Raw genomic sequence first — 290 nt, 5'->3', positions numbered from 1 at the left:
GCACCGGCTTGCCTGAGACCCGCCGCAGCGCGTCGATGGCGGACATCAGCCGGTCGCAATCCTTGTTGTCGGACCCGCCGTCCAGGATCACGGCGCCGGGCAGATGGCCAGCCAAGGCTTTCTCGGCGGTCTCGGGCGATTCCGAAATCGGCTTCAGCCCCGACTTCTCGACGATCTTCGACACCACGACCCGGTTGATCGACGATTTGCCGACCACGAGCACATTGGAGAAGTCCGCCGGCAACCGGGCAGCCGTGGCGCGGTCCGCCGGTTTGAATGGTTTTCGAGGG

1 pseudogene is annotated in these 290 nt (G+C 65.5%); it reads right to left on the bottom strand.

The features are described 5' to 3' along the window. Nucleotides 1-244 (bottom strand): annotated as a pseudogene (locus EN818_RS32065) (response regulator); the annotation flags it as partial. Nucleotides 245-290 lie beyond the last annotated feature (46 nt).

Source organism: Mesorhizobium sp. M3A.F.Ca.ET.175.01.1.1, assembly GCF_004791945.1.
Taxonomy (GTDB): domain Bacteria; phylum Pseudomonadota; class Alphaproteobacteria; order Rhizobiales; family Rhizobiaceae; genus Mesorhizobium.
Note: the sequence above shows the minus strand (reverse complement) of the source record. Positions and strands in the feature narration are given on the sequence as shown.